Raw genomic sequence first — 474 nt, 5'->3', positions numbered from 1 at the left:
TCGGCGGACAGAATACCAGCACCGACTGCGACTTCGGCTCAAACGCGTACCCCGCCTTCGACACCGTCACCGCAACTTTGCCGTCAGCCGTTATGCTGTTCACCGCAAGCGTATAGACGCCGTCCGAGCCGACGGCGGGAGCCGACAGCTCGCCCTTTTTAATGCCGGTGCCGCCGTCGTCCGTGAGCGTAATGTCATCCGCCGAAAGCACCGCGATAGGCGGGTCGAACTTCAGCGTCAGCGCCGTCGTGGTTTCCGCTGCCGACCCGTTTGCCGTAATGTCGACCGACACCGCAACAGACGACGATGCGTACACTTGCACCGTTTTCGGGCTTCCCTTGAACGCATACCCCGCCTTCGACACCGTTACCGTAACGTCGCCGCTCTTCGTTATGCCGCTCACCTTGAGCTTATAGACGCCGGCCGCCTTCAGCTCGTCTTTCTGAATGCCGGTGCCGCCGTCGTCCGTGAGCG

At 62.0% G+C, this 474-nt stretch carries 1 protein-coding gene; it reads right to left on the bottom strand.

Features of this window, described 5'->3' with window-relative positions; genetic code table 11:
• On the bottom strand, positions 1-474 hold a 474-nt coding region (locus tag AWU74_RS12175; RefSeq protein ID WP_187150967.1), incomplete at both ends, for a hypothetical protein.

This window comes from Treponema endosymbiont of Eucomonympha sp. (genome assembly GCF_001028545.1).
The sequence above is the reverse complement of the archived record's forward strand: the minus strand, read 5'-3'. Positions and strand labels throughout refer to the sequence as shown.